This window comes from Chelatococcus sp. CO-6 (genome assembly GCF_001271345.1).
In the GTDB taxonomy this organism is placed as follows: Bacteria; Pseudomonadota; Alphaproteobacteria; order Rhizobiales; family Beijerinckiaceae; genus Chelatococcus_A; species Chelatococcus_A caeni.
The window spans coordinates 139,257-163,197 of record NZ_CP012399.1; the positions used below are offsets into that span (position 1 = coordinate 139,257).

Genomic DNA, 23,941 nt, shown 5'->3' on the forward strand with positions numbered 1-23,941 from the left:
TGTTCTGGTCCATGGAGCAATACAGTTGCGATGAACGCCCCGTTGCCCCGGGAGGCCGGCAGCCGCGTCGCGCAGGTCGCGGCCGCCATCCGCGCCCGCATCGCGGAGCGCTCGCTGGCGCCCGGCGCGCGGCTGCCCTCCATCCGCAAGCTCGCCGCCGCGATGCAGGTGTCGCCGTCGACGGTGGTCGAAGCCTACGAGCGTCTCGTCGCCGCCGGCGCCATCCGGGCGCGCCGCGGCTCCGGCTTCTACGTCTGCGGCCCGTCGGAACCGCTGACCCTGAGCGCGCTCGCCCCCCGGCTGGAGCGCGCCGTCGATCCGCTCTGGGTGTCGCGGCAGGCCCTCGAGACGGACGAGGGCGTGCTGAAGCCGGGCTGCGGCTGGCTGCCGGCCGATTGGATGCCGCAGGAGGCGCTGCGGCGCGCGCTGCGCACGCTCGCCCGCTCGGGCGCGGATGCGGCCCTCGCCGACTACGGCACGCCGCTCGGCCTGCCCGCGCTCCGCCAGCTCATCGCCCGGCGCATGGCGGAGCGCGGCATCACCGTTTCGCCCGACCAGATCATCCTCACCGAATCGGGCACCCACGCGCTCGATCTTCTCTGCCGCTTCCTCCTCAGCCCCGGCGACACGGTGCTGGTCGACGATCCCTGCTACTTCAACTTCCTCGCACTCCTGCGCGCCCACAGGGCGAAGGTCGTCGGCGTGCCGATGACGCCGGCAGGACCGGACGTGGAACGCTTCGCCGCCATCCTCGCGGCCGAGCGGCCCCGGCTCTACGTCACCAATGCCGGCCTGCACAACCCGACGGGCGCCGTCGGCTCGCCGGCCGTCGCGCATCGCCTGCTGCGCCTCGCCGAGGCGCACGACCTCACCATCGTCGAGGACGACATCTTCGCGGATTTCGAGGAGGAGCCGGCCCCGCGGCTCGCCGCGCTCGACGGGCTCGAACGCGTCATCGAGGTCGGCAGCTTCGCCAAGACGCTCTCGGCCTCGGCGCGCTGCGGCTTCATCGCGATGCGGCCGGACTGGATCGAGCCGCTGACGGATCTGAAGACGGCGACGAGCTTCGGCGGCGCGCATCTTGCCAGCCACATCGCCTTCGCCATTCTCGCCGACGGGGGCTATCGCCGGCATATGGAGGGCGTGCGGAGGCGCCTTGCCCGCGCCCGCCAGCGCACGCTGGCGCGGCTCGGCGAGCTCGGCATCGCGCCGTGGGTGGAGCCGCGCGCCGGCATGTTCCTGTGGTGCCGCCTGCCCGGGGGGCGCGATGCCGCCGCGGTGGCGCGTCATGCGCTCGGCCGGGGCGTGGTGCTGGCGCCCGGCGATGCCTTCAGCGCCTCGCGAAGCGCGGCGGCCTTCCTGCGCTTCAACGTCGCCCAGTCCGCCGATCCGCGCATCTACGCCGTTCTCGCCGAAGCGATGGCGACGTAAAGCGGGGCGGCCTGCATCACGCCGCCCCGCTCGGCTCTGCCGATGCCCGCGATCAGACGCGGGCGAAATTCGCCGTGGCCCGGCCCTTGAGGAAATGGCCCTGGCCCATGGTGGCGAAATCGAGGGCGAGGCCGGCGGCGCCGTCGATCAGGTCCATGATGCTGCCGTGGCGCAGCCCGTCGACGAGCTGCAGGGCCGGGCCGACGAAGGGCACCAGACCCGACAGGGATCTCAGCGCCGTCCCCAACTGGCCGGAGAACAGCCCCTTCGCCGCGTCATAGACATTGCCGATGATCGGGATCGACCGCACCGCCTGCTCCAGGCTGCCCCTGGCGAGGCCGTTGAGGACACCGAAGGGAATGCCGACGAGCGGCAGCTTGCCGAGGATGTTGCCGGCCAGGCCGAGAACGCCCTTGGCCAGGCCCTTGAACCACCCGAACAGACCGCCGGAGCTGGGCTTGAAGTCGCCGGCAACCGATATCCGGGCCTGCGCGCCCGACCGGGGCGTGAAGTCCCCGTTGATGGAAAACTGCGCCGGTCGGCCCATGGCCTGCCCACCGCGCACGGAACCGCTGCCCAACTGGGCAGCGGCCCGAGTCGCGCTGGACCAGTTGCCCGTCAGGACAGCGCCGCCTCCGGGGCTGCGCAAGGTGAGATTGACGGCTATACTCATAATATATCTCCCAATAAAGCACCTCCCGCGCCACAATCACGGGAAGAATATTGCCTGTTCAGGAGAGCTCATATGAGCGGCAAGATCGATATCGAAGGAGAGAAATTGTATTTTTCGGAGCGAGATCGCCGGAGATGCATGACACATGGCCGATCTACGATCCCCGCGCGTAACGAATGACCGCTGCTTGATGGTCTGACAACCGGCGTGATTGACCATGTGGGCGGTCCGAATAGCCTGGGACGGGACCACCCGCGCGGCGAAAAGATCCGCTCAGGCCGGCCAGCTGCGCATCGCCAGGCGGCCGACCATCTGCAGCTCCGCGCGCGGGACGCCGTCGCGCGCCTGAACCGTCAGGCCCTGCAGCACCGTCTCAAGGAAACGGGCGAGCGCCGCCGCATCGGTGTCGGCCGGCAGCTCGCCGGCCGCGATGCCCTTGCGGATCCGCGCCTCGAACTGGTCGACGTGGCTGGCTCGCATCTCGGCGAGGGCCATGCGAACGGACGTCGCCGCGGGAGAACAGTGCGTCGCCGCCGTCGCGACCATGCAGCCGGCCGGCTGGCCTTCGCGGGTCAATTCGCGCGCCGCAGCCTCGAACAGCCGCTCGAAGGCCGTGCGCACCGGGATGTCCTCGGCGAGGATGCGCGCGGCATAGCTGCCAGGCCCCTCCAGATAGCGGTCGAGCGCGGCCTCGTACAGCTTCTCCTTGTTGCCGAAACAGGCGTAGAGGCTGGAGGGGCTGAGACGCATCGCGCCGGCGAGGTCGTCCATGGAGGTCGCCTCATAGCCCCGGTCCCAGAACAGGACCATGGCCGCATCCAGCGCCGCCTCCCGGTCGAAGCAGCGCGGACGCCCGCGCGGGCGCTTCTCCGCCGTCATGTCATTTTCTGGAACCATCGTTCTATAAATTCTTGACGGACCCTGTCCTGCTGCCTAACTGTGTCCCCATTATGGAGCAATCGCTCCAGTAATATCATGGGGCGCCTGCGCCGCAAAGCGCAAGTCGCCGCAGCACCGAGGTTCCGTCACTCAGCCGCCGGCGCTCCACGCCGTTTATCAGATCCCACTTTCATTCCGGAGCTGGATTCATGTCCACTGCCCCAACGGGAACCGCTTGCCTCGATTCAGCCCCTGCGCAGGCCGCGGGCCCAACCGCCCGCCACTGGCTCGCCGCCGGCTCGGTCGGCACCGCGGCCTTCGCGCTCGTAACCGCCGAGTTCCTGCCCGTCGGCCTGTTGCCGGCCATGGCCGCCGACATCGGCATCACCGAGGGCCAGGCCGGCCTCATGGTCACCATGGCGGGCGTGCTCGGCGCCATTGCCGCCCCCTCGGTAACGGTGGGTGCCGGGCGGCTCGACCGGCGCATCGTCCTCATGGTCCTCGTCGGCCTGCTCGTCCTTTCCAACCTGATCGTCGCGCTGTCCACCTCCTACCCCCTCATTCTTCTTGGCAGGCTGCTGCTCGGCATCGGTGTCGGCGGCTTCTGGTGCATCGGCGTCGCCATCGGCCCGCGGGTCGTGCCCGAGCCCACGGGCACGCGCGGCACCGCCATCATCTTCGCCGGCATCTCGCTTGGCACCGTCGCGGGCGTGCCGGCGGGGACCTTCATCGGCGATCTCTTCGGCTGGCGCGCGGCCTTCGCCGCCGCAGCGGGCATCGGGGTCGCGGTGCTCGTCGCGCAGGCGCTGCTGCTGCCGTCGCTGCCACCCCAGCGTGCCATCCGCTGGCGCGACCTGCCTGCCCTGCTTCACGTGCCGAAGGCGCGCATCGGGCTCCTGGCCGCCTTCGTCATGTTCGGCGGCCAGTTCTTCGCCTACACCTACATCGCGCCCTATCTCGTTCAGATCACGGGCCTCGGCTCGGGCATGGTGACGGGCCTGCTGCTCGCCTATGGCACCGCCGGCTTCTTCGGCAATATCGTCGGCAGCTGGGTGGCCGGGAAGGACGCGCGCACGGCCGTCGCCGCCACTGCCCTCGTCCTCGGCGCCTCGGCGCTGGCGCTCGCCGCCTTCGGGGCGATCCCCATCGCCGCCATCGCCATCATCGTCGTCTGGGGCTGGCCTTCGGCGCATTGCCCATTGCGACCCAGACCTTCATGTTCCGCGCCGCCTCCGAGGCGCTGGAGACCGGCGCCGCCCTGCTCGTGTCGCTGATCCAGGTTGCGATCGCCCTCGGTGCCACCGTCGGGGGCCTGACCGTCGACGGTCTCGGCCTCGTCAGCACCATGGTGGCGGGCGGCATCGTCATGATGCTCGGGGCGCCTGTGATCGCGATGCTCGGGCGCGAGCGCAGGGTCGCGGCCGCCGTTCCGCACTGAGAGCCCGACGCTGCAACGGTCCGGCACCCTGGTGCCGGGCCGGTATGGCCGGTCACTTCCACCCGAGGTGCCGCTCGACCTGGTAGAGGAGATGCAGCACGACAGTGCCGACGAGGGTCGCGAAGATGGCGATGATCCAGAAGCCGAGGCCGACCGACAGGCCGATGGCCGCTGCGAGCCATACGCCCGCGCCGGTCGTCAGCCCATGCACCTCGCCCTTGGCGAAGACGATCAGCCCGGCGGCGAGGAAGGCGACGCCGGCCGTCACGGCCTCCACCACGCGCAGGGGGTCTGATCTCACCTGGTCGATGTCATAGATCGGCGCACGAACGACCTCGCCGGCGAGGAGTCCGAAGACCGCCGCCGCGAGGCCGACGAGAAGATGCGTGCGCAGGCCCGCCGGCCGGCCGCGCACCTCGCGCTCGATGCCGATGACGGTGACGCACAGCAGCGCCCCGCAGATCCGCGCGAGCATGACGTGATAAGGCACCGCCGTGCGCGGCAGGATGTCGGCCACGATGTCAGCGAGCGCCTGCTCCAAGTCGCTCTCCCATGTCGCGCTCCCTTCCCGTTCGCCCGTTCCCGGCCGTCAGGACTTCGATGCGTGCTCGGGCTTGCCCTTGCGGGAGGTGGACGCCATGTCGTGCAGCTCGCGCTCCGACATGGACTTGACCATGCTCTTCGAGGCGCCCTTGAGCTCGCTCTTCTTCTTCTCGCCGCGCTTGGCGGCGAGCGCCGCGCCCGCGGCCTTCTGCTGGGCTTTCGATTTCGCCGGCATGACGATCTCCTTTCGTGGCCCGCTCACTGAGCCCCGCTGCTCCAACCCGCGGGGCACCCCGCCGGTTCCGGCCGGCGCAGGTGAGAAGCCGCGAAAAAGGGCGGCCGAAGCCGCCCTTCGTCGGGCCGGTGTGGAGCCGACGCCGTCAGGCAGCCCGCTGGGCCCTGCTGTTCGCGTCCTTCTCGGCGAGCTTCGTGAGCATCTCGTCGGTCTGCGCTTCTTCCTTCAGCGTCTCGTCGAGGAGCTTCGCCGCATCCTTCATGCCGAGTTCCTGGGCCCAGCGCCGGAGCGTGCCGTAACGCGTGATCTCGTAATGCTCGGCGGCCTGGGCCGCGGCGATCAGGCCGGCGTCGAGAGCGGGCGTGTCCTTGTATTCGGACAGCACCTCCTCGCCTTCCTCGATGATGCCGTCGATCGCCGGACAGGTCTTGCCGCGCGCCGCCTTGCCGCAGATCTCGAACACCTGCTGCAGGCGCGTCACATGGCCCTCGGTCTGTTCGCGATGCTGCTGGAACGCCGCCTTGAGTTCCTCGGCGCTGGCCCCGCGGGCGAGCTTCGGCAAGGCCTTCAGAAGCTGGCGCTCGGCATAGTAGATGTCCCTCAGGCCTTCGTAGAAAAGATCGTCCAGCGTCTTGTTCTTCATGGGTCTGCTCCTTCCATCGGCCGCCGAACGGCGGATGCGGGCCGAACCGCATCGCAGACGGTTTGTTCCGCACCAGGCGGAATGCCGCGGCCCCGCCGGGAGGCCGCGGCGCAAGCTCCCACGACTATGGCTCAGCCATCTCCGCGAGCAGGCCGGCAGCCCGCGCGGCATTCTCCACGGCACGGCGGGCGCCTTCCGGCGCGCGGAAGCCGTCGACGGCGTCCCGGCAGGCGGCGCAGGCGCGCAGATAGGCGTTGTCGCGCTCGCCCGGCCAGTCGCGCTCGAGGAACTCGAGGGCTTCCCAGGCACTATAGGCGACAAAGATTCCGGTTTCACCGGCACGCAGCTTGACGGGAACGCGAAACGGACGATGGCCCACGTCTGTTCTCCTTCTTCTTGAGGCCCGGGGGTCCGAACCGCATCGGTCGATGCGGCCCATCGAAACGCATACGCGTGGGGTTTGTTCCCGTCGGGCCAAGCCTGAAGGCCCGGGAACTGAAGCAAGATGAATGCCACTTTGCTGGAGCCGCGCGGCGACCGCCTCGGTCGATGCGCACCGGCTTGATTTGCCCGGCCCGGCTGGGCGGTCTTGTGCACCGGGACGGGACCACCGTCGTGGCCGTGCCGGCCGGCATGCTGGCCCATCGTGCACCTGCGGGCGGGCGACACGCGCGATCAGCAGGCTTTGAACCGCGCCCGCGGGCGGCTACTAAGGCCAGGCCTTCACCATGCGGGAGCGGCTCTTGGTTCGCCTCACCGGAATTCTCGCACGCGTCGCCATCGGCGCGGCCGTCCTCCTGATCTCCGTCTGGGCGGCGCTCGCCCTGTGGTACCGCCTGCCTCTGCCCGAGGAGGCGCGGCTCCTCGCCGCCGGCGCTTTCGGCCTCCTCGGCCTTGCGACGATCGTCGCCCTCGTGCGACGGCGCGCCGCCGCCGCGAGCCTCTTCGCCCTTGCCGTCGCCGGCGTCTTCGTCTGGTGGGCGAGCATCGTGCCGCCGGCCGAGGCGGACTGGTCGCCGGATGTCGCCCGCCAGGTCACGGGAACCGTCGACGGCTCGGTGCTGACCCTGACGGGCGTGCGCAATTTCGACTGGCGCGGCGAAGACGACTTCACCGCCGCCTGGGAGACGCGGCGCTACGACCTCGACCAGCTGCGCACGCTCGACCTGTTCATGTCCTACTGGGCCGGGCCGAGCATGGCGCACATGATCCTGAGCTTCGGCTTCGCCGACGGCCGGTACCTTGCCTGGTCGGTCGAGGTGCGCCGGCGCAGGGGCGGCGCGTTCTCGCCCATCGCCGACCTCTTCAAGAGCAACACCCTCGTGCTCGTCGCCGCCGAGGAGCGGGACGTCATCGGCGTGCGCACCAACATCCGCGGCGAGGACGTGCAACGCTACCGCCTCGATATCCCGCAGGAGATGATCCGGGCGCTCCTGCTGCAATATGTTGCAGACGCCAACGCGCTCGCCGCACGGCCGACCTTCTACAACTCCCTCACCACCAACTGCACGACGACCGTGGTGCGCATGGCGCGCGCGCTGGGCGACGTGCTGCCCTCCGACTGGCGGCTCGTCGTCAACGGCTACCTGCCCGAATATGCCTATGACATGGGCGCCCTCGACAGCAGCCGGCCGATGGCGGAACTGCGCGCGGAGGCTCGCATCAGCCCCCGGGCCCTCGCGGCGGGACTGACGCCCTCCTTCTCGCAGGACATCCGGCAGCCGTGAGCCGCGCCGTCCGCCGCCCTCACCAGCCGGGCGATCGATGCTATAGCTGCCGCGCGAACTCTCGGGAGAGGCTGGAATGGCGCGCGAAATCACGATCTACGGCATCAGGAACTGCGACACGATGAAGAAGGCGCGCGCCTGGCTCGAGGCCAAGGGCGTCGCCTACGCCTTCCACGACTACAAGAGTGCCGGCATCGATCGCGACCGGCTCACGGACTGGATCCGGCAAGCCGGCTGGGAGAAGCTCCTCAACCGCGCCGGCACCACCTTCCGCAAGCTGCCCGAGGCCGACAGGGACGGGCTCGACGAGGCGAAGGCCGTCGGCCTGATGCTGGCCAATCCGTCCATGATCAAGCGGCCGGTACTGGACATCGACGGCAGGATCGTCGTGGGTTTCAGCCCGGCCGGCTACGAGTCCGTGCTCGCATAAGCCGGCCGGGCCGGGGCGCCCTCCGCCGGCGCCACCACCGACGGCCGCCCGCCGCGTCCACGGCAGACGGCCCGCCGGACTACCAGCAGGACGACCCATTGGCCGCCCGGCTTGCCCGAGCCGCCTCAGTTGGCGCCTTGCTTGGCGCGTTACTTGGCAGCCGTGGAGGTGTTGAGCTTGTCGAACAGCACGGTCATGCGCTTGCCGCCGAGGCCCGGCAGCTTGACCGCCTTGGCGGCATCGAGGTTCGGCGCCTCGTCACCGACCTGGATCAGCCCGACCATGCCCATGCCGACATGCGGCAGGCACTTGTAGCCATAGAGGCCGGGCTTGTCGAAGGTGACGACGATCTCCTGCGAAAGCTTGCCCTTGAAGGCCTCGGCACCCTCGGGGATCATGCCCGGGATGGTCTCGGCGTTGTGGCTCTTGTCGGTCGGCACGAACTTCACGGTGTCGCCCGGCGCGATCTTCAGGAAGGCCGGCTCGAACACCATCGCCTGATTGTCCGAACCCTTGTTGAGCATCTTCACCTCGTGCTCGGCCGCCACGGCCGGCAGCGCCAGCATCAGGGCGCCGAAGGTCAGAAGAGTGCGGGTCGTGCAGCGGTTCATCATATCGTCCTCAATCATGTCGCCCGCCCCTGCGGGCGCGGCGGGGAGCCGCGGTCTCGCGATCTCCATCCACGAATGTCACTCTAAGGACTTGATGCAGCGCGCACTTTGCGCCGTATCAAACCGGAAGGCGCCGTCAGACCTGCCAGCCCTCGCGCTCCGGCAGCGGCCGCCCGGCGGCGAGCGCATCGGCGAAGGCGTGGTTGATATCGCGGTGGATCGCCTCGTCCTCGCGCATGGCCACGAGCATGTCGGACAGGCGAGCGTCGCGCGGCAGGTTCCAGTAGCTGACGGCGAAGGCGGGGGCCGGCACGTTCTCCTCCTGGCCGGTCTCGAGGCGCACGATCCGCCGCGAATAGTCGCGCACCGCCGCCTCGGCGAGATAGCCGGTCAGGCGGTGGCCGGTGCGCGGCGAAACGAGGTGCAGCAGGAAGAAGGCGTTGTAGAAGAGGGCCTGGGCCACCGCGATGAACAGCCGCTCGCCGGGCCCGGGCTGCTGCAGGGCGACGAAGGCCATGAGGTGGGCACGCTGGCTCTCCGCCTCGTCCATGAAGGCCCGCACCCAGCCGCGGTCGTCGATCATGCGCCGCAGGCATTTGAGGTGAAGGAGCGTCGCCGTCACCATGGCGGGAACGGCGGCGACCGTCTCGAGCACGACCGCCCCGCCGCCGTAGCGGCGGCCGAAGAAGAGCGAGGCCGCCCCTTCCATGAGGCGGACGATGCCGGCTGCGATGCGGTCGGCCAGGCTCGCCGGCGTATGGTGGCGGGCAAAGTCGCCCTTGTCGATCATCAGCATGCTCAGCCTGCCTCGTTCTGCAGCCCGGTCGCGGCGGCGCGGCGGAAGGCCGCGCGGCACCTGCGCCACCGGCAGGATAGATGTCAAGCGCGGCGAATCTTTGCGGCGGATCAAAGCGCTGCCCGCGCGGTGGTGGCTGGATGCGCCCGGCCGCCGCCCGCGTCGAGGCGGCGCGAGGCGCTTGAGGACATGCACGGTACTGCGGAACAAGACATCCTGTGCCGGACCGACCTGTTCCGCGGCCTGTCTCCGGATTCGCTGCGCGAATTGCGCCGCAGCGCCAGCCGCCGCCGGCTCGCGATCCAGGATCCCGTCTTCCACCAGGGCGATCCGGCCGAGACCTTCTATGTCGTCGCGGAAGGCCGCCTCAGGGTGACGCAGACGACCGCCGACGGCCAGCAGGTCATCATCCGCTATGTCGGCCCCGCCGAACTCGCCGGCCTCGCCGTCCTCGCCGGCGACGACCTTCATCCAAGCACGGCGACCGCCGTGGCGGACAGCGAGGTCATCGGCATCTCCCGCGCCGCCATCCGCGAGATCATGGCCCGCCACCCGGAGGTCGCGGTCAACGCCGTTTCCGTCATCGCGGCGCGCTATCGCGAGATGCAGCAGCGCCTGCGCGAGATGTCGACGCAGAACGTCGAGCGCCGCATCGCCCATACCATCCTGCGCCTTGCCCGGGAAGCCGGTCGGCGCACCGCGCGCGGCATCGAGATCGCCTTTCCCCTCTCGCGCCAGGACCTCGCCGAGATGACGGGGACGACGCTGCACACCGTGAGCCGCACCCTGAGCGCCTGGGAGAGCCGCGGCCTCGTCGACAGCGGGCGCCGGCGCGTCGTCGTGCGCCGGCCCCACGAGCTCGCCATGCTGGCGGATGCGACGGGCTGAACCCCTTCACCACCGGTCCGACGCGAGGACCAGCGCGCGGCTCGCGTCCTCCTTGTCGACGAGGCGGCGCAGGCGGGTCGCCACCCGCCGCCAGGCGCTCTGCTCGTCGAGCACCAGGCGAATGCCGAGATTGGCCGGCGGGCGGCCGACGGAGCAGCCCCCCGCCTTGGCGTCGCCGATGAAGTCCGACACATAGCCGCGATGGGCGCCGGCCACCGTCCGCACGCCGCAGTTGACGGTGGGCTTGCCGGCGAGCGCACCCTCCTCGTCGAGCCGGTAGCGGGCAAAGCAGGTGCTCGTCCAGTCCCAGACATTGCCGCCGATGTCGAGCACGCCGTGCTCGTTCTCGCCGAAGCTGCCGAAGGGTTGGGGCTCAGCCTCGGCCACGATCTCGCGGCGCGATTCCTCGTCGTAGCGAGCGAGCCAGCGATTGGCGACATCGCCGCCCGGATCCTCGCTCACGGCATCGTCGACGAGGCGCGAGCCGGCGGCAAAGGACCATTCCTCGTCGCTCGGCAGGCGCCAGTTGCGGCCGGTCTTCTCCGACAGCCAGGCGGCATAGTCGCTGGCGTCGTGCCAGGTGACGCCGACGACCGGCACCTCGCCGCGCCCGGCCGCCCCGCCAGGGGCCGGGCGGCACGCGCCGTCCGCGACGCAGCGCCCGTATTCGGCGGCGCTCACCTGCCGCTTCATGATCATCACGGGCTGCTCGACGGGCATCTCGATACGGGGGCCGTTGACCGGCCGCTTGCCGCGCATGAACTCGCCGGGCACGCGGTAGTCGAAACGCCCGGGCGCGATGCGCACGACATCGGGCGTGGCCGGCTCGATTCCCGCGGCATCGGCCCGGACAGCGAGGCCGACGAGGGCAAGAGCGGTGCCGAGAAGAAGGGAGCGAAGAGCGCAGCGCATGACGGACATCCCGGAAAGGGCGGGCCGTCCCCGGCCGGGGACGGCCCGCAGGGGATCAGTGGACCGCGGGGGCGGGGGCCCCCTCGACGGCGCCGAGCTTCTCGCCCGCGCCGATCGGCTCCGGCGGACGCACCTGCTTCATGAGGTCGTCGTCCCAGGTGCCGTCGACCTTGAAGTGCGCGGTCGCACCGAGTTCGAAGGCCTCGATGAGGTTGTGGTTCACGTAGGCGTAGACGCCGGGCTGCAGGAACTTGTAGAGCGCAGCCCCCGCCGAGCCGCCGCGGATGAACCAGGTCTCGAGGTCCTTCTCGGGCGGGTTGGCGAACTTGCCGGTCTCCCAGACGTAGTCGCCATGCCCGCCGATGAGGTGGGGGCGGGTGTCGCGGTTGGCCTGCGAGTGCACGATGAGCACCTTCTCGCCCACCTTGGCATTGAGCGCCTTCTCGCCGGTCAGGGCGCCGACGGCACCGTTGAAGACGACGTGAGTGGGGGTCAGCTTGCGCATCACCTCGACAGTATCGGCATAGGAGTCGCCGACGGTCTCGTAGGTCTTGAACTTGCCGTTCTCGTCCCGCGGCACGTAGAAGTCGTTCTCGCCGACGTAATAGACCCGGTCATAGGTCAGCGAATTGCCCTTCTCGTCCTTGAGGCCGTCGCGCGGCAGCACCATCACCGTGCCGCTCATGCCCGATACCACGTGCCAGGGCACCATGCCCTCGGGCGCGCAGTGGTAGACGAAGACGCCGGAGCGGGTCGCCTTCCAGCGCAGCACCACCTGCTCGCCGGGATGGATGAGGGTCAGCCCGCCGCCGCCGAGCGCACCGGTCGCGGAATGGAAGTCGATGTTGTGCGGCATGGTGTTGGTTTCGGGGTTGATCAGCGTCAGCTCGACGTAGTCACCCTCGTGCACCACCATCATCGGGCCCGGCACCGAGCCGTTGAAGGTCATCGCCTGCAGCTTGGTGCCCTCGTTGTCGATGACGAGTTCCTTCTCCTCGACCTTCATCGTGAACTGGACGACCTTGGGCCCGTCCTTGGCCACCTGCTCGTGCGGGTGGACGAAGGGCGGCGCGACCAGCTCCACCTTCTGGCGCGGCATGTTGGACAGGTCGTCCGCCATGGCCGGCACCGCGACGGCGATGGCCGACATCGCCACACATGCCAGGATATTGCGCCGGGTGAACATGGTTTTCTCCGTTGCGTGTTGCCTTGTTCGATGAGGCAAGCCTCGCATGCGGACCCCGCCGGAATTTGCGTATTCGCAACTTCCCCGGGGCCCGCAATCCGGATGTTTGTGCTGGCACAAAGAGCCCGGCGGGAGGCTCAGACCGCCGTCGGCGGCGGGTTCTCGCCCGTCCATTCCGGCCCGCCGCCCGGCAGGCCGAGGAGCGAGACGGCCCGCCGCGCCGTCGCGTCGACGATGTCGGAGACCGTCTGCGGCTTCATGTAGAAGGCGGGCACCGGCGGGGCGACGATGGCGCCGGCCTCGCTCACCGCTGCCATGGCCCGGATATGGCCGATGTGCAGCGGGCTCTCGCGCACCAGGAGCACGAGCCGGCGCCGCTCCTTCAAGTGCACGTCGGCGGCACGCACGAGGAGGTTGTCGAGGAGACACCCCGCGAGCGCGCCCAGGGTGCGGATGGAGCAGGGCGCCACCACCATGCCGGCGGTGCGGAACGAGCCACTGGCGATCGACGCCCCGATGTCCTCGCACGGATGGCGGATCGACAGGCGCTCGATGCGCCCGAGGGCGTGGGGCCCGACCTCGTGGGCGAGCGTGCGCTCGCCGGAGCGGGTGACGACGCTGTGCACCTCGATGCCGCCGAGCCCGGCCAGCAGCTCCACGGCGCGCAGGCCGAGCGCCGCGCCCGAAGCGCCCGAGATGCCGACGACGATGCGCGTGCGCCCGTTCATGCGCTTCCCTCCTCGATGCCGAGACGCCGCCAGAGCGCGTCGACGCGCGCCGCGACCGTCGGGTCCTGCCGGATGACGCGGCCCCATTCGCGCGCCGTCTCCGGCCCGATCTTGCCGGTGGCGTCGATGCCGAGCTTGCCGCCGAGGCCCGGCTTCGGCGAGGCGAAGTCGAGATAGTCGATGGGCGTGTCCGCGAGCTGCACGAGATCGCGCGAGGGGTCGGAGCGGGTCGAGACCGCCCACATCACCGCCGCCCAGTCGCGCACGTCGATGTCCTCGTCCACGACGATGAGCATCTTGGTATAGGTGAACTGCGGCAGCATGGACCACAGCCCCAGCATGAGCCGGCGCGCCTGGCCGGGATAGCGCTTGGCGATCGACGCGACCGCGATGCGGTAGGAACAGGCCTCGGGCGGCAGCCACAGATCGACGATCTCGGGGAACTGCCGCCGCACCAGCGGCAGGAAGATCTCGTTGAGCGCCTCGCCGATGCGCGAGGGCTCGTCCGGCGGCCGGCCGGTATAGGTGGACAGATAGATCGGCGCGCGCCGCATGGTGACGGCGGTGACATCAAGCACCGGGAAGTCCTCGACCGAATTGTAATAGCCGGTGTGGTCGCCGTAAGGCCCCTCGGGCGCCGTCTCCTCGGCCGAGACGAAGCCCTCGATCACGATCTCGGCCTCGGCCGGCACCATGAGCGGGACGCTGACGCAAGGCGTGAGCCGTGGCCGCTCGCCGGCGATGAGGCCGGCAAAGCCCACCTCCGACACCGTTTCCGGCAGGGGCAAGACGGCCGACAGGATGAAGGCGGGATCGGCCCCGATGACCACGGCGACGGGCATGTCCCGCCCGCGGGCGCGCCACAGGTGGTGGTGCTTGGCCCCGCCGCGATGGGCCAGCCAGCGCATGATGGCGCGGTCGCGGCCGATGACCTGCATGCGGTAGACGCCGACATTGGCCGTGTCGTCGCCGGCATCCTCCGGCGGACGCGTGATGACGAGCGGCCAGGTGACGAGCGGCGCCGGCTCGCCCGGCCAGTGGGTCTGCACCGGCAGGAGGCCGAGGTCGACCTCGGCGCCGGTCAGCACCCGCTCCTGGACGGGGGCGCTCGCGACGCGGCGCGGGCGCATGGCCATCACGGCGCGGGCGAACGGCAGCTTGCCCATGGCCTCGCCGAGGCCGCGCGGCGGGCGCGGCTCGCGCAGCTCCGCCAGCATCTCGCCGAGGCCGGCAAGGCCGTCGCCCGCCGAGCCGTCGCTGCGCCGCCCGAAGCCGAGGGCGACGCGCCCGACGGTGCCGAAGAGATTGACGAGCACGGGGATGTCCGACACCGCGCCGTCGGCCCGCACCGGCCGCTCGAAGAGGAGGGCCGGCCCGCCGGCCTCGAGCACGCGGCGGTGGACCTCGGTCATGTCGTGGCAGATGGAGACCGGCTCGGCGATGCGCAGGAGCTCGCCGCGCGCATCGAGATGGGCGAGGAAGGCGCGCAGGTCGCGGAAGGGGGGCTGTCGGCGCAGCGTCAAGGGCTGTCCTTCGGGCAAGCGTTGCGGATCCGCGGACAGCACAGTCCCGGCGCCCCGCCGTCTTTGTCCTGGCGCAAGAAGGAGCGCGGCGCCCGGGTGTATAGGGCGGCTGGAGGAGACCGACATGCCATCGGAACAACCTGCCCGGCGTGCCGCCGGGCACGAGGAAGCCGCCGCCGACACGCCCGGCCGGGTGCCGCTCGTCGTGCAGCTCGCGCTGCGGCCCTTGCCGCTCCTGCCGCTGCAGCCCATCCTCGCGGCGACGCTCAGGGCGGTCCTTGCCAATCATCCCGGCATCTTCGAGCGGCTCGGCCCGCACGCGGGCAAGCGCTTCGGCCTCGCGCCGATGGACCTGCCGCTCGCCTTCCTGCTCGAGCCGTTGCCCCGCCGCCCACGCATCACGGCGGTGCGGACGCTGCCGGCCCGTCTCGACGTCACCATCCGCGGCTCGATCGCGGCGCTCATCGGGCTCGTCGACGGCGGCTATGACGGCGATGCGCTGTTCTTCTCGCGCGACCTCGTCGTCGAAGGCGACATGGAAGCGGTCGTCGCCCTGCGCAACGCGGTTGACGATGCGCAGATCGATCTGGTGCGCGAGGGCTGCGGCAGCCTCGGCCCCCTCGCCGCGCCCGCCGAGCGGCTGCTGCGCAGCCTGCTGCCGCGCCCCCTCACCGACCCCGGAGCCATGCCATGGAACTGATCTGCCCGGCGGGAACGCCGGCCGCCCTGCGCGCCGCCGTCGATGCCGGCGCGGACGCCGTCTATTGCGGCTTTCGCGACGAGACCAACGCCCGCAACTTCCCCGGCCTCAACTTCTCCCGCGCCGAGATGGCCGAGGGCGTCGCCTATGCCCATGCGCGGGGCGCCAAGGTGCTCGTCGCCATCAACACCTTTCCCCGTGCCGGCCAGCTCGGCCTCTGGCACGGCGCGGTCGACGACGCCGTGGCGGCGGGGGCCGATGCGCTGATCCTCGCCGATGTCGGTCTCATCGCCTATGCCGCGGAGTGTCACCCGGCGCAGCGCCTGCACGTCTCGGTGCAGGCCGCGGCGGCGAACCCGGATGCCATCGCCTTCTATGTCGAGGCCTTCGGCGTGAAGCGCGTGGTGCTGCCACGCGTGCTCAGCGTGCCCGAGATCGCCGCCATCACCCGCGCCACGACCTGCGAGACGGAAGTCTTCGTCTTCGGCGGCCTGTGCGTGATGGCCGAGGGGCGCTGCTCGCTCTCTTCGCACGCCACGGGCCAGTCGCCCAACATGCACGGCGTCTGCTCGCCGGCGAGCCACGTGAGTTACCGGGACGACGGCAATACGCTCGTCTCGCGCCTCGGCGACTTCACCATCAACAAGTTCGCCAAGGGCGAGCCAGCCGCCTACCCCACCCTGTGCAAGGGCCGTTTCCGCACCGGGATCGGCGCCGGCTACATCTTCGAGGAGCCGGTGAGCCTCGATGCGGCGGAAATGCTGCCGGGCCTGAAGAAGGCCGGCGTCACGGCGCTCAAGATCGAGGGCCGCCAGCGCGGCCGCGCCTATATCGCGAGCGTCGTCGCCTCCTTCCGCGCCGCGCTCGCCGCCCTCGAGGGCGGCCGGCCGATCACCGGGGCCGGCCTCACGGCCATGACCGAGGGCCAGACGACGACCGTCGGCGCCTATCGCAAGACATGGCGCTAGATCAGGTGGCGCCAGATCATATGGCGCTGGATCGGCGCCGAGCTTTTGCAGCGAGGACTTCATGGAACTGACGCTCGGCCCCGTGCTCTTCAACTGGCAGGCGGACGACTGGCGCGACTTCTACTTCCGCATCGCCGACGAGGCGCCGGTCGAGACCGTCGTCATCGGCGAAGTGGTCTGCTCGAAGCGCATGCCCTTTTTCGCACGCCACCTGCCGGCCGTGGCCGAGCGGCTCGCCATGGCCGGCAAGGCGGTGATCTTCGGCTCGCTGGCGCTCGTCGCCCTCGAGCGCGAGCGGCGGCAGATGGAGGAGCTGGCGAAGAGCGAGGACCTCACGGTCGAGGCCAACGACGTCTCCGCCCTGCGCCATCTCGCCGGCCGGCCCCACGCCATCGGGCCGTTCGTGAACATCTACAACGAGGCGACCGCCGCCTTCTTCGCTTCACGCGGGGCGTGGCGCATGTGCCTGCCGCCGGAGCTGCCGGCGGCCTCCGTCGCCGCCATCGCGGCCGGGGTGCCGGACGTGGCGGTAGAGGTCTTCGCCTTCGGGCGCGTGCCGCTCGCCATCTCGGCGCGCTGCTATCACGCCCGCCTCCACAAGCTGACGAAGGACAACTGCCGCTTCGTCTGCGAGAAGGACCCGGACGGCCTCGCCGTCGAGACGCTCGACAACGAGCCCTTCCTCACCGTCAACGGCGTGCAGACGCTGTCGCACACGGTCATGAACCTCGTCGGCGACATCGACCTGCTGCGCTCGGCCGGCGTCGGCGCGCTGCGCCTGTCGCCCCAGTGCTGCGACATGGTCGCCGTCGCCCGGCTGTTCCGCGACGTCATCGACGGCCGCCGCGAAGCGGGCGAGGCCGAGGCCGCACTCGCCGAGGTCTATCCCGGCGCGGTCTTCGCCAATGGCTTCGTGCATGCTGAGTCGGGCGTACGGCGCGTGGGGGCATAGGGCCGAGGAGACGGAACGATGGCCGAGGCGAAGCGCCGCGACGAGACCGAGGTCCTGCTGAGCCGGCTCTCGGCCATCCTCACCCGGCTCGACATCGACTGCACCTGCCGCGAAACGCTGAACGGCGCCATCGATCGCTTCGCCCGCCTCGAGGTGCGGCGCCTCGCCCGCCGGCGGCTCGCCGAGGCGCGCGACTGCAAGGACCGCATCGGCGCCATCCTCCATCTCCTGTCGGAGCTCGACCAGATCACCGAGGGTGAGAGCGACCGCTCGGTCTTCGCGGAGATGGCGCTGCTCTTCGACGAGATCGCCGCCTCGGCCGCGGCGGGCGCAGCCGCGCTGCGCCGCATCGAAGCGTAGCCCTCAGCCGCCGAGGCGCGGCCGCGTCAGCACGGGCCAGTAGACGAGCCCGAAGCCGAGGAAGGCGAGCGCCCATGAAAGCCCCGCCGTATGGATGAGCGGCGTATAGAAAGCCGGCAAATAAGCCGCGCCGATACGTGCCAGGGTGGCAAGGACCACGAAGAAATAGATGCCCTGCGTCGCGGCGGATGCGACGAGCGCCCGGCCGGTATGGCCGAGGCTGGCGCGCGTCATCACCGCGAGCGTCATGGCGCCGACCGCCCCGCCTGTCCAGGCATGGATGCCGGCCTCGGCGGGGGTGCCGGTCAGCGCCGCGATGCCGACGAGGAAGAAGCCGAGCGGCACGAACAGATAGGCGACGTGCAGGATGAGGACGAGCCTGTCGCGCGCCGTCCGCTCCCCGGCCCAGCGCGCCAGCCGCACGGCCTGCAGGAGACCGGCAAGGATGAGGAGCGCGCCCGTCGCGGGGCCTTCCGGCACGGCCACCCACAGCGCGAGCGCCAGGACTGCGACGATCATCGAGACGACATCGTAGCGGTTGAAGGCGACCGGCAGGCGGCCCGGATTTTCCCGCGCCAGCCAGTTGCGCGTGAAGCTCGGCACGATGCGCCCGCCGATGAGCATGATGAGCGCGATCGACACCGCCGTGCCCATGCGCGCGCCATACTGCGCGATGCCGAAGAGGCCTGCCTCCACATGGAAGACGACATTGCCGGCGAACAGGAGGCCGACCGCGATGAGGACCTTCAGGTTGCGCCAGTTGCTGCCGGCGATGATCTCGCGCGCCGTGGCGAGCGCGACGAGGAGGAGGAAGCTGCAGTCGACGATCGCGGCCGGCCACGCGCCCCACAGCGCCGATCCGGTCACGGCGATGCGCCCGGCGATCCAGGCGGCGACGAGCACCGCGAGGGGCTTTCCCTGGATGGGCAGGCGCCCCGTCCAGTTCGGCACGGCCGTGAGCAGGAAGCCGGTGACGATGGCCGCGACATAGCCGAAGAGCATCTCGTGCACGTGCCAGTCGCGTGGGGAGAAGGCGGTCGCGAGCTCCAGCTGGCCGTGGAACATCGGCACCCAGGCGAGGATGGCGAGGCCGGCATAGATCGCCCCGAGGAGAAAGAAGGGCCGGAAACCGTAGGACAGAAGGGCCGGGCCGGTGTAGCGGCGCAGGCGCGGGATGGCGTTCATCGCTCGCTCGTTCGTCAGGAGGAAGGGGCGCGGGGGCAGATCGGCGGCCGTGACGCTGCCGGGTGCTGCCGCGAGTTGCAGCGATGATATCCGCCGGGCCGCCGGACCCGATTTGATCCATGACAAAGACTCTGCCTGTCCCGCGCGCTTTAGCCTGAGGATGACGGAGCCGCGCCCTCCTCCGCAGCGGCCCCGGAATGGAGCATGCCATGACGAGCGTCGACCCATCGGTCATTGCGGACGTGCCGCTCTTTGCCGGTCTCTCGCGGGCCGAGCACGAGGACATGCTGCGCGACGCGAAGGCGATCCGCGTCGCCAAGGGGCGCCCCGTCTTCGCCCAGGGCGAGGCGGCGCATTCCTTCTTCGTCCTCGTCCACGGCCACCTGCGCGTCATGAAGCTGACGCCGGACGGGCAGCAGGTGGTCGTGCGCTTCGTGGTGCCGGGCGAGATCTTCGGCGTCGCCTGCGCCATCGGCTGCAAGGCCTATCCGGCGACCGCGACGGCCGTCATCGACAGCGTCGTGCTCGTCTGGCCTTCGGCCGTCTGGCCGGAGCTCATCGCCCGCTGGCCGGCGCTGGCGAGCCGCGCCATGCACGCCATCGGCGGACGGCTGCAGGAGGCGCACACCCGCGTCGTCGAGATGTCGACGCGCCAGGTGGAGCAGCGCGTCGCCCATGCCCTGCTGCGCCTCGTGCAGCAGGCCGGCCGCAAGCTCGACAAGGGCGTGGAGATCGCCTTCCCCATCACCCGGCAGGACGTGGCCGAGATGACCGGCACGACCCTGCACACGGTGAGCCGCATCCTCAGCGCCTGGGAGGAGCGCGGCCTCGTCGAGGGCGGGCGCCAGCGCATCGTGGTGCGCGAGCCGCACCAGCTCTTCATCCTCGCCGAAAGCAGCCCCGGCGCCTCTTCCTGATCTTTCAGGACGCGCAGCCGCAGCCGCAGCTCTCCCTGCGCGGGTCGACCGCGAGCGCATGCAGCGCGGCGAGGAAGACCGGCAGCTCGACGCCATGCTCGCGGCAGGCCTCCTCGACCGTGTGGAAGCAGCCGATCGGGCAGCCGACGCAGTGCATGCGGTGTTCGAGAAAGGCCCGGATGGTCGCCGGCCAGCGGCGCATCACCTCGTCCACATAGTCGCTCGCCTCGATGGTCATGGCGTCGTTCCCGGATGCGTGCCGCATCATTGCGTCACGAAGAGCACCACGGCGATGGCGACCGAGGCCGCCACGGCCGCGAGCGTCGCGCCGCCGCGCAGGGCGCCCATGCGATGGAGCGCGAGGGCGAAGATGACGATGAGGGGAGCGGCCACCGTCAGGCCGATCTGCGCCTCGCTCATGCGATGTTCACCCCGTTTCCTTGATGCGACGGCAGCCATCATGCCCCGGGACGCACGGTCGGTTTTTGTCCCAGCGCAACGAGCCGGCGCGCAGCGAGCGTCTACCAACCATCCGGATGGAGGAACCGGAGCGATGACGCAGCTGCACGTCGAGGAGCACGCCGCGACAGCCTTGCCGGAAGCGGGCTGGGGCCCTCTGGCGGGCCTGCCGGGCCATCCCATGATGTGGGTTCTGATCGCGAGCGAGCTTGCCGTCTTCGGCGCCCTCATCGTCGCCTTCGGCATCGCGGGCGCGCTCGAGCCGGACCTCTTCGCCGCCGGCCGCGCCCGCCTCGATCCCCTCCTCGGCGGCATCAACACGCTCGTCCTCGTCACGAGCGGCTTCCTGGCCGCCATGGCCGTCGCCGCGGCCGATGCGGGCCGCGGGCGCACCGCCCGCCTTCATGTCGCCGGCGCGATCCTCCTCGGCGGCCTCTTCGTCGTCGTGAAGCTGGTCGAATATCAGGCGAAATTCGCGGCCGGCATCGGCATCGAAACCGACAGCTTCTTCACGCTCTACTTCCTCGTCACCGGCTTCCATCTGCTGCACGTGGTGCTCGGCATGGTCATTCTCGCGGCCATCACGGTGACCGATGCGGACCTGCGCACCGGCACCACCTTCTGGCACATGGTCGACCTCGTCTGGGTGGTTCTCTACCCGCTCGTCTATCTCGCCGGATGATCGCCATGCGCCCCTCACCCGTCCGCACCTGGCTCATCCTCGTCGTCCTGACGCTCGCAACGATGGCAGTGGGCCTGCCAGCCACCGCCGCGCCCTGGCTCGCGGGCCTCGTCGTGCTCGCCCTCGCTCTCGCCAAGGGCCGGCTCATCGTGCTCGACTTCCTCGAGCTGCGGCACGCGCCGCCGCTCTGGTGCGGCCTCGTCACGGCCTGGCTCTGGGGCGTGACCGGCCTTGCCTTCCTCGCCGGCCTCGTCCCCCTTCTCCTTGCTGCCTGAGTGCTTGTGCCAGCACAAAGAGCCTGCCGTCCCGCGAGCTAGTTTCCAGGCGATCATGCGCGGCGCACGCTACAGGCCACGCCGCGCGCCCTGATCTCCCGATCTAGCGAGAGAGGACGCGTGATGGCTGACAGCCTCACCAAATCGGCGGCGAGGAACGTCTTCTACGGCGGCTCGCTGTTCTTCTTCGTCATCTTTGTCGGCCTGACCGCCCACAGCCACTACTTCATGGTCAATGTCTCGACCGACAAGGCGGGGCTGACGGATGCGGTGGCCCGCGGCAAGCACGTGTGGGAGAAGCACTCCTGCATCAACTGCCACACCCTGCTCGGCGAGGGCGCCTATTTCGCCCCCGAGCTCGGCAACGTCTGGGACCGCTGGGGCGGCACGGAGGATCCCGACACGGCGCGCGAGATGCTGAAGTCGTGGATGCAGTCGCAGCCCACGGGCATCGAGGGCCGGCGCCAGATGCCGCAGTTCAACCTGAGCGATCAGGAACTCAACGACCTTGCCGACTTCCTCGAATGGACGGGCCGGATCAAGACGCAGAACTGGCCGCCCAACAAGGCCGGCTGAGGAGTGCCGACAATGCGATACGAATCCCAGAAGGTGGCGCTCATCTATTTCTACGGCGCCCTCGTGCTCTTTCTCGCCCAGGTCAGCTTCGGCGTCGTCGCCGGCACCATCTACGTGCTGCCCAACACGCTGTCCGAGCTGCTGCCCTTCAACATCGTGCGCATGATCCACACCAACGCGCTCGTGGTGTGGCTGCTGATGGGCTTCATGGGCGCGACCTATTACCTCCTGCCGGAAGAGACGGAGACCGAGCTCTACAGCACCGGCCTCGCCAAGCTGCAGTTCTGGCTCTTCTTCGTCGCCGCCGGCATCGCCGTCGTCGGCTATCTCTTCCGCATCCACGAGGGGCGCGAGTTCCTCGAGCAGCCCTTCGCCATCAAGGTCGGCATCGTCGTCGTCGCCCTCATCTTCCTCTTCAACGTCACCATGACGGCGCTGAAGGGCCGCAAGACGGTGGTGACGAACATCCTGCTCTTCGGCCTGTGGGGCATGGCGCTGTTCTTCCTCTTCGCCTTCTACAACCCGGCGAACCTCGCGCTCGACAAGATGTACTGGTGGTACGTCATCCACCTGTGGGTCGAGGGCGTGTGGGAGCTGATCATGGCCTCGGTGCTGGCCTTCCTCATGATCAAGCTCAACGGCATCGACCGCGAGGTGGTGGAGAAGTGGCTCTACGTCATCGTCGGCCTCGCCCTCTTCTCCGGCATCCTGGGCACCGGCCACCACTATTACTGGATCGGCGCGCCCGGCTACTGGCAGTGGATCGGCTCGCTGTTCTCGACGCTGGAGGTCGCGCCCTTCTTCACCATGGTCGCCTTCACCGTGACCATGACCTGGAAGGCCGGGCGCCGGCACCCCAACCGAGCCGCGCTGCTATGGTCCGTCGGCTGCTCGATCATGGCCTTCCTCGGCGCGGGCGTGTGGGGCTTCCTGCACACGCTCTCCTCGGTCAACTACTACACCCACGGCACGCAGGTGACGGCGGCGCACGGGCACCTCGCCTTCTACGGCGCCTATGTGATGCTCAACCTCGCCGTCATGGCCTATGCCTGGCCGCAGCTGACCGGCCGCGCCCCCTACAACCAGTGGCTGTCCATGGCGAGCTGCTGGCTGATGAGCACGGCGATGATGGTGATGACCTTCGCCCTCACCTTCGCCGGCGTCATCCAGGTGCACCTGCAGCGGGTGCTCGGCGAAGGCTACATGGACGTGCAGGACCAGCTGGCGCTGTTCTACTGGATCCGCCTCGGCTCCGGCGTGGTGGTCGTCGTCGCCGCCCTGATGTTCGTCTGGGCCGTGCTGGTGCCCGGCCGCGAGCGCACCGCGCCCTCGAGCGGCGCGCTGCAGCCGGCCGAATGACCGGACGGGGCGGCAGAGCCGCCCCGTTCCTTCTTTTCCCGAACAAAGGGCCCTCCCATGCTCCGCGCACTGGACACCACGCCCGCCCCGGCCATTCCCTACTACGTGCCGGCGGGCAACGAATGCACGCTCTTCGCCCACGCCCACCGCAACCGCCTGCCGGTGCTGCTCAAGGGACCGACCGGCTGCGGCAAGACGCGTTTCGTCGCCCACATGGCCGCCGAGCTCGGCCTGCCGCTCTTCACCGTCTCCTGCCATGACGACCTTGCGGCGGCGGACCTCACCGGCCGCTATCTCCTCAAGGCGGGCGAGACGGTGTGGGTGGACGGCCCCCTCACCCGGGCCGTGCGCGAGGGCGGCATCTGCTACCTCGACGAGGTGGTGGAGGCGCGCAAGGACGTCACCGTGGTGCTGCATCCCCTCTCCGACGACCGGCGCATCCTGCCGCTGGAGCGCACGGGCGAGGAGCTCGCCGCGCCCAACGGCTTCATGCTCGTCGTCTCCTACAATCCCGGCTACCAGAACCTCCTGAAGGCGCTGAAGCCGAGCACGCGCCAGCGCTTCGTCGCCATCAGCTTCGACTTCCTGCCGCCGGAGCGCGAAACGGCTGTCATCGCAGCCGAGAGCGGCCTTGCGGAAGGCAAGGTGCGGCCCCTCGTCAGCCTCGCCGGCCGGCTGCGCGCCCTCAAGGGCCAGGACCTCGAGGAGGGCATCTCGACACGCCTCCTCGTCTATTGCGCGACGCTGATCGCCGCCGGCATGCCGGCCGAGGAGGCCGTGACCGCCACGATGATCGAGCCGCTCACCGACGAGCCCGACGTGCGCACCGCGCTCGTCGAAATCGCCCGCGCGACACTGGGCTGAC

31 protein-coding genes are annotated in these 23,941 nt (G+C 70.0%); 16 read left to right on the forward strand and 15 right to left on the reverse strand.

What is annotated here, in order from left to right; genetic code table 11:
* Positions 1–30 precede the first annotated feature (30 nt).
* A complete protein-coding gene (locus AL346_RS21150; RefSeq protein ID WP_026015583.1) occupies positions 31–1,431 on the forward strand; it encodes a PLP-dependent aminotransferase family protein in 1,401 nt (466 codons plus the stop codon).
* A gap of 52 nt (positions 1,432–1,483) precedes the next feature.
* Here the strand turns inward: AL346_RS21150 and AL346_RS21155 are convergent, their stop codons facing one another.
* Both AL346_RS21155 and AL346_RS21160 read right to left on the reverse strand, forming a co-directional pair.
* Positions 1,484–2,104: a hypothetical protein gene (locus tag AL346_RS21155; protein WP_156332913.1), complete on the reverse strand. Its 621-nt coding sequence runs from the start codon at positions 2,102–2,104 to the stop codon at positions 1,484–1,486.
* Between the two features lie 273 nt (positions 2,105–2,377).
* A complete protein-coding gene (locus AL346_RS21160; protein WP_019404712.1) occupies positions 2,378–2,983 on the reverse strand; it encodes a TetR/AcrR family transcriptional regulator in 606 nt (201 codons plus the stop codon).
* Positions 2,984–3,192: 209 nt separating this feature from the next.
* On the opposite strand from AL346_RS21160, the gene AL346_RS21165 reads away from it, so the two are divergent.
* Positions 3,193–4,257, forward strand: coding sequence for an MFS transporter (locus AL346_RS21165; protein ID WP_245303249.1), 1,065 nt, complete (start codon positions 3,193–3,195; stop codon positions 4,255–4,257).
* Positions 4,200–4,421, forward strand: a complete 222-nt coding sequence (locus AL346_RS25715; RefSeq protein ID WP_245303250.1) for a hypothetical protein — start codon at positions 4,200–4,202, stop codon at positions 4,419–4,421. Before AL346_RS21165 ends, AL346_RS25715 begins: the two co-directional genes overlap by 58 nt.
* A 52-nt stretch (positions 4,422–4,473) precedes the next feature.
* Here AL346_RS25715 and AL346_RS21170 read toward each other — a convergent pair whose 3' ends face one another.
* From AL346_RS21170 to AL346_RS21185, 4 genes are all read right to left on the reverse strand, one after another.
* Positions 4,474–4,896 carry an MgtC/SapB family protein gene (locus AL346_RS21170; protein WP_050996549.1) on the reverse strand — a complete coding sequence of 141 codons (423 nt, stop codon included), beginning with the start codon at positions 4,894–4,896 and terminating at the stop codon, positions 4,474–4,476.
* 114 nt (positions 4,897–5,010) lie between these two features.
* Entirely contained in the window at positions 5,011–5,199 is a 189-nt protein-coding gene (locus AL346_RS21175; RefSeq protein ID WP_019401818.1) for a DUF3008 family protein, read from the reverse strand.
* Positions 5,200–5,344: 145 nt separating this feature from the next.
* Positions 5,345–5,842: a ferritin-like domain-containing protein gene (locus tag AL346_RS21180; protein ID WP_019401819.1), complete on the reverse strand. Its 498-nt coding sequence runs from the start codon at positions 5,840–5,842 to the stop codon at positions 5,345–5,347.
* 124 nt (positions 5,843–5,966) lie between these two features.
* Positions 5,967–6,221: a DUF982 domain-containing protein gene (locus tag AL346_RS21185; protein ID WP_019401820.1), complete on the reverse strand. Its 255-nt coding sequence runs from the start codon at positions 6,219–6,221 to the stop codon at positions 5,967–5,969.
* Between the two features lie 364 nt (positions 6,222–6,585).
* Between AL346_RS21185 and AL346_RS21190 the strand changes: the two genes are divergently transcribed.
* Positions 6,586–7,569, forward strand: coding sequence for a DUF4105 domain-containing protein (locus tag AL346_RS21190; RefSeq protein ID WP_019401821.1), 984 nt, complete (start codon positions 6,586–6,588; stop codon positions 7,567–7,569).
* 76 nt (positions 7,570–7,645) lie between these two features.
* On the forward strand, positions 7,646–7,999 hold the full coding sequence (locus AL346_RS21195) for an ArsC family reductase (protein WP_019401822.1): 354 nt from the start codon (positions 7,646–7,648) through the stop codon (positions 7,997–7,999).
* Between the two features lie 149 nt (positions 8,000–8,148).
* Here AL346_RS21195 and AL346_RS21200 read toward each other — a convergent pair whose 3' ends face one another.
* Together AL346_RS21200 and AL346_RS21205 are read right to left on the reverse strand one after the other, a co-directional pair.
* On the reverse strand, positions 8,149–8,628 hold the full coding sequence (locus AL346_RS21200; protein WP_019401823.1) for a pseudoazurin: 480 nt from the start codon (positions 8,626–8,628) through the stop codon (positions 8,149–8,151).
* A gap of 118 nt (positions 8,629–8,746) precedes the next feature.
* Entirely contained in the window at positions 8,747–9,406 is a 660-nt protein-coding gene (locus AL346_RS21205; protein WP_019401484.1) for an alternative oxidase, read from the reverse strand.
* A gap of 189 nt (positions 9,407–9,595) precedes the next feature.
* Between AL346_RS21205 and AL346_RS21210 the strand changes: the two genes are divergently transcribed.
* On the forward strand, positions 9,596–10,294 hold the full coding sequence (locus AL346_RS21210; RefSeq protein ID WP_019401483.1) for a Crp/Fnr family transcriptional regulator: 699 nt from the start codon (positions 9,596–9,598) through the stop codon (positions 10,292–10,294).
* A gap of 6 nt (positions 10,295–10,300) precedes the next feature.
* On the opposite strand, the gene AL346_RS21215 is transcribed toward AL346_RS21210, so the two are convergent.
* The 4 genes from AL346_RS21215 to AL346_RS21230 form a co-directional block, all read right to left on the reverse strand.
* Positions 10,301–11,215 carry an SUMF1/EgtB/PvdO family nonheme iron enzyme gene (locus AL346_RS21215; RefSeq protein ID WP_019401482.1) on the reverse strand — a complete coding sequence of 305 codons (915 nt, stop codon included), beginning with the start codon at positions 11,213–11,215 and terminating at the stop codon, positions 10,301–10,303.
* Positions 11,216–11,261: 46 nt separating this feature from the next.
* Positions 11,262–12,392: a copper-containing nitrite reductase gene (gene nirK / locus AL346_RS21220; protein WP_019402872.1), complete on the reverse strand. Its 1,131-nt coding sequence runs from the start codon at positions 12,390–12,392 to the stop codon at positions 11,262–11,264.
* Between the two features lie 137 nt (positions 12,393–12,529).
* Positions 12,530–13,120: a UbiX family flavin prenyltransferase gene (locus AL346_RS21225; RefSeq protein ID WP_019402871.1), complete on the reverse strand. Its 591-nt coding sequence runs from the start codon at positions 13,118–13,120 to the stop codon at positions 12,530–12,532.
* Complete coding sequence (locus AL346_RS21230; RefSeq protein WP_019402870.1) at positions 13,117–14,643, reverse strand: UbiD family decarboxylase; 1,527 nt, start codon at positions 14,641–14,643, stop codon at positions 13,117–13,119. Before AL346_RS21230 ends, AL346_RS21225 begins: the two co-directional genes overlap by 4 nt.
* A 124-nt stretch (positions 14,644–14,767) precedes the next feature.
* Here AL346_RS21230 and AL346_RS21235 point away from each other — a divergent pair, with 124 nt between their 5' ends.
* From AL346_RS21235 to AL346_RS21250, 4 genes are all read left to right on the forward strand, one after another.
* Positions 14,768–15,343: an SCP2 domain-containing protein gene (locus AL346_RS21235; protein WP_019402869.1), complete on the forward strand. Its 576-nt coding sequence runs from the start codon at positions 14,768–14,770 to the stop codon at positions 15,341–15,343.
* Positions 15,334–16,311, forward strand: a complete 978-nt coding sequence (locus tag AL346_RS21240) for a peptidase U32 family protein (protein WP_019402868.1) — start codon at positions 15,334–15,336, stop codon at positions 16,309–16,311. The genes AL346_RS21235 and AL346_RS21240 overlap by 10 nt, the downstream gene beginning before the upstream one ends.
* Positions 16,312–16,372: 61 nt before the next feature.
* Positions 16,373–17,263: a U32 family peptidase gene (locus AL346_RS21245; protein ID WP_019402867.1), complete on the forward strand. Its 891-nt coding sequence runs from the start codon at positions 16,373–16,375 to the stop codon at positions 17,261–17,263.
* A gap of 18 nt (positions 17,264–17,281) precedes the next feature.
* Positions 17,282–17,623 (forward strand): hypothetical protein, encoded by a 342-nt coding sequence (locus tag AL346_RS21250; protein ID WP_019402866.1) that lies wholly within the window; start codon positions 17,282–17,284, stop codon positions 17,621–17,623.
* A 3-nt stretch (positions 17,624–17,626) separates the two neighbouring features.
* Here the strand turns inward: AL346_RS21250 and AL346_RS21255 are convergent, their stop codons facing one another.
* Positions 17,627–18,808 (reverse strand): NnrS family protein, encoded by a 1,182-nt coding sequence (locus tag AL346_RS21255; protein ID WP_019402865.1) that lies wholly within the window; start codon positions 18,806–18,808, stop codon positions 17,627–17,629.
* Positions 18,809–19,017: 209 nt separating this feature from the next.
* Here AL346_RS21255 and AL346_RS21260 point away from each other — a divergent pair, with 209 nt between their 5' ends.
* Complete coding sequence (locus tag AL346_RS21260) at positions 19,018–19,725, forward strand: Crp/Fnr family transcriptional regulator (protein WP_026015253.1); 708 nt, start codon at positions 19,018–19,020, stop codon at positions 19,723–19,725.
* Positions 19,726–19,729: 4 nt separating this feature from the next.
* On the opposite strand, the gene AL346_RS21265 is transcribed toward AL346_RS21260, so the two are convergent.
* Positions 19,730–19,963: a DUF1858 domain-containing protein gene (locus AL346_RS21265; RefSeq protein ID WP_019402863.1), complete on the reverse strand. Its 234-nt coding sequence runs from the start codon at positions 19,961–19,963 to the stop codon at positions 19,730–19,732.
* Positions 19,964–19,989: 26 nt separating this feature from the next.
* Positions 19,990–20,145: a hypothetical protein gene (locus AL346_RS25460; protein ID WP_019402862.1), complete on the reverse strand. Its 156-nt coding sequence runs from the start codon at positions 20,143–20,145 to the stop codon at positions 19,990–19,992.
* Between the two features lie 133 nt (positions 20,146–20,278).
* Here AL346_RS25460 and AL346_RS21270 point away from each other — a divergent pair, with 133 nt between their 5' ends.
* The 5 genes from AL346_RS21270 to AL346_RS21290 all read left to right on the forward strand — a co-directional run bounded on the left by AL346_RS21270 (position 20,279) and on the right by AL346_RS21290 (position 23,940).
* Positions 20,279–20,866, forward strand: a complete 588-nt coding sequence (locus tag AL346_RS21270) for a cytochrome c oxidase subunit 3 (protein ID WP_019402861.1) — start codon at positions 20,279–20,281, stop codon at positions 20,864–20,866.
* A gap of 5 nt (positions 20,867–20,871) precedes the next feature.
* Complete coding sequence (locus tag AL346_RS21275) at positions 20,872–21,141, forward strand: cytochrome C oxidase subunit IV family protein (protein ID WP_019402860.1); 270 nt, start codon at positions 20,872–20,874, stop codon at positions 21,139–21,141.
* A gap of 123 nt (positions 21,142–21,264) precedes the next feature.
* Positions 21,265–21,717 carry a cytochrome c gene (locus AL346_RS21280; RefSeq protein ID WP_019402859.1) on the forward strand — a complete coding sequence of 151 codons (453 nt, stop codon included), beginning with the start codon at positions 21,265–21,267 and terminating at the stop codon, positions 21,715–21,717.
* A 12-nt stretch (positions 21,718–21,729) separates the two neighbouring features.
* Positions 21,730–23,076: a cbb3-type cytochrome c oxidase subunit I gene (locus tag AL346_RS21285; RefSeq protein WP_019402858.1), complete on the forward strand. Its 1,347-nt coding sequence runs from the start codon at positions 21,730–21,732 to the stop codon at positions 23,074–23,076.
* 57 nt (positions 23,077–23,133) lie between these two features.
* Positions 23,134–23,940: a CbbQ/NirQ/NorQ/GpvN family protein gene (locus AL346_RS21290; protein WP_019402857.1), complete on the forward strand. Its 807-nt coding sequence runs from the start codon at positions 23,134–23,136 to the stop codon at positions 23,938–23,940.
* Position 23,941 lies beyond the last annotated feature (1 nt).